This window comes from Thermococcus sp., assembly GCF_027052235.1.
Taxonomy (GTDB): domain Archaea; phylum Methanobacteriota_B; class Thermococci; order Thermococcales; family Thermococcaceae; genus Thermococcus.
The window spans coordinates 1-6,474 of sequence record NZ_JALUFF010000006.1; the positions used below are offsets into that span (position 1 = coordinate 1).

The window sequence follows — 6,474 nt, forward strand, 5'->3', positions numbered from 1 at the left end:
CCTATTTGGCCGGCAAACTTCCGGTTCAGGAGATGGCCTTCGCTGTCATGGTGATCTCATCCGCCTTCTCCTTCGCGGCTTTCCTCCACATCAGAAGGGCCATGAGGGAGTGAGATGAGGGCTGAGAGGCTCAGGGAGCTTTCAAACTCACCGCTCGGGAACCCGACGAGGTTGGCAATAGCCCTCTACCTCCTCTCCCGTGAGAGGACTACCTTTATCGAGCTTGCCAAAGCCTTAAAACTCACCCCGGGAAACCTCGACTTCCACCTCAAGGCCCTCGAAAAGGCCGGAATGGTAAAAACCTACTACGGCTTTGGCAAAAGGCCGAGGAAGTTCGTGGAGCTGAGCGAGAGGGGAACGGAAGAACTGGAGAAAGCTATGAGAATCCTCCGCGAGGTGGTGGGTGGTGATTGAATACCTCTACGCTTTCCTGCTCTGGCTGGCGGTCTTCCTGCCTTCCTCAAGCTTTGGATCACTCCTGGCGAAGAGGGGGAAGGGCTTAGCCAGTGCCGGAATTCAGGGGGCTTTCCTAATCCTGTCGCTCACCTTGATTTCTCTCCTCAGAATTCCAGTCAGCTTTGGATTGGCTTACCTTCCTCAGTCAATAGCAATTGGATTTTCCGTTTCTCTGGTGTTAAGCCTCGGGGAAAGGCTCCTCGGGGGAAAGGTCGAGATGCCGGAGTTTCTTCCCGATGTATTTCTCTGGAGGATTTTGCTCCTTCTCATCCTTGCTCCCCTCGCCGAGGAAAGCCTCAACAGGGCCTTGATTGAAGGCTACCTCCTAATCCACGGCCAGTTCTGGGGCGCGGTTGGATTTTCTGCCCTTCTCTTTGCTCTCCCACACTGGATGGCATTCGAGGGGGCTTCCCCGGGGGAGAAAGCCTACATAACGAGTGGAGCTTTCCTAATGGGGCTGATCGTTGGCTACCTCTTCGCGCTCAGCGGGTCTCTCCTCACGGCCTTCACCTTTCACTCGTCGGCGAACCTTGCTGGGATTTTAACGGGTGAGCTAAGGTCTGAGCGTAACCGCTGACCCTTTTTAACCCTCAACCGGCTCCGACTCGGAACGATTGGTGAAGGGTAAAGGGTTTTAAGGAAGCCGAGGATACCCGATGGGATGCCTATGAATCCCCTAACTGCCTTTATCCTGGCGTTCCTGCTCTACATAACGCACGGACTCTATCTCAGCGGCTTTATAAGGCCCTTCCAGAGGCGTTTTGGAGATATTGAAGGCTACTGGGTGGCGATGTCAATATTTACAGTCGTTTTCGCCGTTCTCATAACCCTCCTGTGCTCGGAACTCTACTTTGTCCGCTGGAGCTTTCCCCTTGACTACTTTCTGCTCTTCCTGTCCCTGAGCATTCTGGTCTTCCTCCCGGCCGTTTTTGAACTCGGAAAAGCGAAAAGCCCCGAGATTAATGACGAGGGAGTTAACCTTGTTAAAAGCATGGGCTTCAAAGATGTGGCACTCTTCCAGATAATAAGCGCCGCCCTTCCTGAGGAGCTCGTCTTCCGCTACGTCCTCCTTGGCCTCCTCTCGCTCTGGAACCCATTTGCAGGCCTTATTGCGCTTTCGCTTTTCTTCGGCATCGGGCACAGGTTCTCCCATCCCAACAGGAACTGGAACGTGCTGATATCAAACGCTCTGGTTGGTTTCGTCCTTGGACTTGCTTACCTATATACGAAAAGTCTTCTCGTCGTCATGGTGATCCACTGGCTCGACGACATGATTCCCTGGGCCTATATAAAGTACGAGAAATCCAGAGGGGCTATAGCGGGGACAGTCATCCTTTTAGCCATCCTACCGCTGGCTCTCCTCTGGGGAAGACTCACCTCCGTTGTCGAGTATCTGATGGGGATTTACTCTAACGAAGGCCTTATCCTTGGTACAGGAATAGCCGTCGCAATGCTCGGTGTTGTCTACCTCGGCCTGAAGCTTTTGAAGGGCGGGGAGTAACATTCAGCCGGCTCAATTCCTGAAACGCTCGTAAATCAGCTCGTCCACGTATCTCCCATCGCTCCAGATGTGCTCCCTGAAGCGGCCGCTCAATGTAAAGCCGTTCTTTTCAAGAACCCTTATTGAGGGCGCGTTGTCCTCGTGCACCTTCGCCCAGACCTTGCGTAGGTTGAGATGCCTGAAGGCGTACTCGCAGAGAAGTTTAACGACCTCGGTACCGTAGCCCCTCCCCCTTTCTTCCGGCGAGAGGTAGTAGAGTATCTCCCCCCACCTTGCTTGCCAGTTAATCCAGTTGAAGCCCGCTATGCCGACGAGTTTTCCAGTTTCGTTTTCAATCACGGCAAACGTCGGCATCTTATCCTTGTTCTTCTTCAGCTCCTCATAGAACTCCTCCTCTTCCTCTGGCAGTGTGAAGTGGGCCGAGTTGAAGAGATACCTGACTGTGCTCCTGTCGTTGAACCACTCCCAGCTTTTGCTCAGGTCTTCCTTCAGGAGGATTCCCAACGAGACTTTCTTACCTTTGAGGACAAGGGGTCTCATGGCAGACACCCCTAAGTTTTCTCAACCACCATAACAGTCTTCCCCTCTTCCTCCCTAACCCCGAGTGCAACGCTCTCACTCAAAACCTCGACCCAGCCACGCTCCCACAGTTCCCTATCCCATAGGATTTCTCCTTTCGGGTCGAGCTTCGTCACCGTCGCTTTTCCCTCGACTTCACCCCCAACGAGGAGGCCGTCTTCGGTTGGCAGGAGCGAAGTCACTGCACCGTTTGGGAGCATTACTTCCCAATTCACGTTCCAGACCCAAAGGTCGCTCCCTTTGTAACCACCCAGGACTATTTTTCCGCCCATTTTGACTGCTGTTAGGGCTATTCCACCGGCAAGCTCTCTTTCTTTTACAAGCTCTCCCTTCCTAGTGAACTCAAAGGCTTTAACCTTCCACTTCTCCTCCTTTATGCTCCCAATGAGAACAAGCCTTCCGTCGAGTTCAACTAGGCCTGAAATCACAGCATCGCTCCAGGGGCCGAGGGTTCTGAGCCAGAGGACTTCGCCGTCCAGCGTGATCCTCCCGACGAAGAAGCCCCTCCCCTCCCCGCTGGAAGTGTCACCCGCTATGAAAGCTCCACTTTCATCGGGCAGGATGAAATAAACGGCCTCGTTGTCGAGGATTTTTAGCTTTCTCTCCCAGAGGACTTCGAGGTTCCCGTCAAGCCTCGCGACGTAGGCCTTCCAGCCTTCCCCTCCATTGGGGGTTGCTCTTCCCTCAACGGCACCGCCGATGAGGTAGCCGTCTTTGAGTTTCGCCACGCTGTGCCCTTCCCAGTCGTTTTCTCCCGATATGAACTTCACGGTCTTTATCCTCTCGCCTTCAAGCCTCGCGAGCATTATCTTGTAGGCATTCTTATTGTAGACGCTCCCGATGAGCAGGTCGCCGGCGAGTGCAGCTGGAACGGTCTCAACGCCGAAGGAGCAGGTTTTCATAAACGTCCCCCTTGGTGGTTGGATTATTCCCTCAAAGAACCACAGCAAAGGTTTTAAGATTTTTGCCGGTTAGTGGTAAACGGGCGGTACGGATGAGGAGGAAAACCCTCATTGAGAATAACCTTGAAACACTCAAGGAGCCCGACAACCCCCTGAAGAATGTAACGAAATACCATAACCCTGACGATCTGCCGGGGGAGCCGTCGGAAAGATTTTCCAGACATCTGGGAAACTGGAGGTTTGATGATGAGGGTCGCGTTAATCCCCATGCGCGTTGAGGTTGGAAACTTCAGCGCCAACTGGGTCGAGTTCGAGAGGCGCTTTGATGAGGCCTTGGCCCATAACCCCGACTTCATTGTCTTTCCCGAGTACTGCCTCACCGGCTTCGAGGAGTGGGACTTCAGCGGGGCGAGGCTTTACGATGAAATAGTCGAGCGCGTGAGCAGGCTCGCCAGGGAAAACGGCGTTTACGTCGTCTTCGGCCTTTTAGAACCCTACAAAAACTGCGTTTACAACTCCGCGCTTTTAATCGGTAGGAACGGCGAGGTTCTCTTAAAACACCGCAAGTTTCAAGAGCCGTACAAGTTCTGCACGGGCAACACCGTTAGAACGGCAAGAACGGAGTTCGGGAAGGTGGCGGTAATCATCTGCGGCGACCTCTACAACAAGCGTATTTTGAAATGGGTGAGGAGGAAAAGGCCGGCTTATCTCTTCGTGCCGATGGAGTACTCACCCGATTACGGCCAGCCAAACGAGGAAGACGTTGAAGCAATGGCCAGGCGGGTTAGACTTCTCGGCGTTAAGGCTTTTATCGTGAACAGCCATCCACCTGGCGGTGCCTGGGTCTTCGATGAAAAGGGAACCCTGCTCGCATCTTCCAGTGGTGGGGAAACCCTTATCTGGGAGCAACCTTAAAGGGCCTGAAGATAATGCCTTCGGGGATTAACATGTGGCCGTCGGCAAGGTTCGTGGACGAAAAGGTGGCCTTCTCTCGGATGCCGAACGATGTTGAGCTCGACGAAGTTGCCGAAGATTTCGACGCAGTCGTTGTCCTCGTCGAGGACTACGAGCTACCCTACTCCCTCGAAGAGTGGGGGAAAAGAGGGGTAGAGGTTCTCCACAGCCCGGTTCCGGATTTCACAGCCCCAAGCTTAAACCAGCTCCTCGAAATCCTCCGCTGGATCGAGCGGAATGTGTACGAGGGAAAGAGGGTCTTAATCCACTGCTTCGGTGGCCTCGGGAGGAGCGGGACCGTTGCGGTTGCGTGGCTGATGTACTCGAAGGGACTTCCGCTCAGGGAAGCGCTGAAAAGGGTTCGCTCGATAAGGCCCGGCGCAGTGGAGACGCGCGAGCAGTTCGAAGTCCTGAGGGAGCTTGAAAGGTATCTGTCACACTGACAACTTTGAGCGGTATTTACCTCGTTTTCTGTCAAATTGACAGGCGGTTAAAGGGCAGGTTTATTTTAGGGGAGAGCGTTGGTGGATGAGGTGTTGGAATGAGGGTTGCCGTGATAGGTGCGGGAACGATAGGAGGTGCAGTTGCCAAAGCCCTCAGCGAGAGCGGGCACGAGGTAATCGCCACGAGGAGGAACTTAGAAAAGGCCAGGTGGCTTGAGGAATATGGAGTCAGGCTTACGAGGGACAACAGGAAAGCAGTTGAGTGGGGAGAGGCTGTTTTTCTGGCGGTGAAGCCCAACAAGGTTAGCGCCGTCCTCGGGGAGGTCTCCGGGCTTTTGGACGGGAAGTTTCTGATATCGCTCGCAGCTGGCATAGGGCTTGACTACCTCAGAAGGTTAGCCCCAAAGGCCAAGCTCGTCAGGGCGATGCCGAACATAGCGGTTCTCGTCAAGGAGTCCTTCACGGCCTACTCGACGGACTTGGAGGGGGAAGACCTGAAAACCGTTGAAGGCCTCCTCTCGTCCTTCGGCGAATGCCTCCGCGTTGAGGAGGAGCACATGGACGCTATAACGGGGCTGAGCGGTTCCGGGCCGGCTTACGTTACTGTCTTCCTTGAGGCCATGGTCTACGGCGGCCTAAGGGTCGGTCTGCCGAGGGAAGTTGCCCGAAAAGCCTCCCTCCAGACCCTCCTCGGGACGGCAAAGCTCCTCATGGAGACCGAAAGGCATCCAGCCGAGGTGAGGGAGTGGGTGATAACGCCCGGAGGAACTACTATAGACGGCATCTTCGAGCTGGAGGAGGGCAAGATAAGGACGGCCGTGATGAAAGCCGTCGATGCCGCAACCAAGAAGTCGAGGATACTGTCGAGGAAGGCCTAAAACTCGTTGAAGCTAACGACTTCCTCAAGCTTCCTCCTCTCGTATTTTGGCTTTGGGTCCGCTGGGTAGCCAACGGGCAGAATAGTCTGGAGCTTGTAGTCCCCGGGAACGTGGAGGAGCTCTTCTACGGGTTTGGGGTTCGGCGGGGTGTATGTTACCGTGCCGAGGCCGAGCTCTTCCAGTGCCAGAAGAAGGTAACCGACGGCTATCCACGTTGACTGGAGCCAGTAAGGTGCCTTTGTGTGCCCGAAGACGAGGATGAGGTAAGGAGCTTCGCTCAGGAAGGGCTTCTCCGGCTTAAAACCCTTGGCGTTCAGCCAGGCCATGAGGTCGCCTTTGTTCCTTGCGTAGAACTTCTCCTCTTCCCTCTCACAGAGCTCCCTTATCTTTCCTTTGAGCCAGTCGTCATCGATTACCACGAACCTCCACGGCTGGGCGTTCATACCAGAGGGAGCTTCCTTGGCAGCTTCAATCGCCTTCAGGATGTCTTCCTTGGGTGGCCTGTTCGGGAGAAACTGCCTCACGGTCTTTCTCCTCTTCGCCAACTCAAGGATGCGCATGAGACCACCGTTTTAGTTTGGCCCGGGAGGATAAAAACGTTTAGACGTAGAACACCATCCCGTCGTAGGCGACCAGAACCCTGTTCCCCCACCTCTTCCTAACGTACTCGACCAGCTCAAGGAAGGGCAGGTTCTTGTGGGAGATATGGCTCAAAACCGTTCTCTCGGCAAGGGAAAGGCCAATCTCAGATGCCTCGTCGG

At 54.6% G+C, this 6,474-nt stretch carries 10 protein-coding genes and 1 pseudogene; 7 read left to right on the top strand and 4 right to left on the bottom strand.

What is annotated here, in order from left to right:
* The first annotated feature begins 114 nt into the window (after positions 1 to 114).
* From MVC73_RS00280 to MVC73_RS00290, 3 genes are all read left to right on the top strand, one after another.
* Positions 115 to 414, top strand: coding sequence for a transcriptional regulator (locus MVC73_RS00280; RefSeq protein ID WP_297505984.1), 300 nt, complete (start codon positions 115 to 117; stop codon positions 412 to 414).
* Entirely contained in the window at positions 407 to 1,033 is a 627-nt protein-coding gene (locus tag MVC73_RS00285) for a CPBP family intramembrane glutamic endopeptidase (protein WP_297505985.1), read from the top strand. Before MVC73_RS00280 ends, MVC73_RS00285 begins: the two co-directional genes overlap by 8 nt.
* Positions 1,034 to 1,117: 84 nt before the next feature.
* Complete coding sequence (locus tag MVC73_RS00290; RefSeq protein ID WP_297505986.1) at positions 1,118 to 1,957, top strand: type II CAAX endopeptidase family protein; 840 nt, start codon at positions 1,118 to 1,120, stop codon at positions 1,955 to 1,957.
* A gap of 12 nt (positions 1,958 to 1,969) precedes the next feature.
* Here MVC73_RS00290 and MVC73_RS00295 read toward each other — a convergent pair whose 3' ends face one another.
* Together MVC73_RS00295 and MVC73_RS00300 are read right to left on the bottom strand one after the other, a co-directional pair.
* The gene (locus MVC73_RS00295) at positions 1,970 to 2,497 is read right to left on the bottom strand and encodes a GNAT family protein (protein WP_297505987.1); all 528 of its coding nucleotides are present in this window, start codon (positions 2,495 to 2,497) and stop codon (positions 1,970 to 1,972) included.
* Between the two features lie 11 nt (positions 2,498 to 2,508).
* Positions 2,509 to 3,486, bottom strand: a complete 978-nt coding sequence (locus tag MVC73_RS00300) for a hypothetical protein (protein WP_297505988.1) — start codon at positions 3,484 to 3,486, stop codon at positions 2,509 to 2,511.
* Positions 3,487 to 3,530: 44 nt separating this feature from the next.
* On the opposite strand from MVC73_RS00300, the gene MVC73_RS00305 reads away from it, so the two are divergent.
* The 4 genes from MVC73_RS00305 to proC all read left to right on the top strand — a co-directional run bounded on the left by MVC73_RS00305 (position 3,531) and on the right by proC (position 5,713).
* On the top strand, positions 3,531 to 3,716 hold the full coding sequence (locus tag MVC73_RS00305; protein WP_297505989.1) for a hypothetical protein: 186 nt from the start codon (positions 3,531 to 3,533) through the stop codon (positions 3,714 to 3,716).
* Positions 3,685 to 4,353, top strand: a complete 669-nt coding sequence (locus tag MVC73_RS00310; protein WP_297505990.1) for a carbon-nitrogen hydrolase family protein — start codon at positions 3,685 to 3,687, stop codon at positions 4,351 to 4,353. Before MVC73_RS00305 ends, MVC73_RS00310 begins: the two co-directional genes overlap by 32 nt.
* Before the next feature lie 32 nt (positions 4,354 to 4,385).
* A complete protein-coding gene (locus MVC73_RS00315) occupies positions 4,386 to 4,835 on the top strand; it encodes a dual specificity protein phosphatase family protein (protein WP_297505991.1) in 450 nt (149 codons plus the stop codon).
* Positions 4,836 to 4,933: 98 nt separating this feature from the next.
* Positions 4,934 to 5,713 carry a pyrroline-5-carboxylate reductase gene (gene proC, locus MVC73_RS00320; RefSeq protein ID WP_297505992.1) on the top strand — a complete coding sequence of 260 codons (780 nt, stop codon included), beginning with the start codon at positions 4,934 to 4,936 and terminating at the stop codon, positions 5,711 to 5,713.
* On the opposite strand, the gene MVC73_RS00325 is transcribed toward proC, so the two are convergent.
* Complete coding sequence (locus MVC73_RS00325; RefSeq protein WP_297505993.1) at positions 5,710 to 6,273, bottom strand: nitroreductase family protein; 564 nt, start codon at positions 6,271 to 6,273, stop codon at positions 5,710 to 5,712. The genes proC and MVC73_RS00325 overlap by 4 nt on opposite strands.
* A gap of 40 nt (positions 6,274 to 6,313) precedes the next feature.
* A pseudogene (locus tag MVC73_RS00330) lies at positions 6,314 to 6,474 on the bottom strand (MBL fold metallo-hydrolase); the annotation flags it as partial.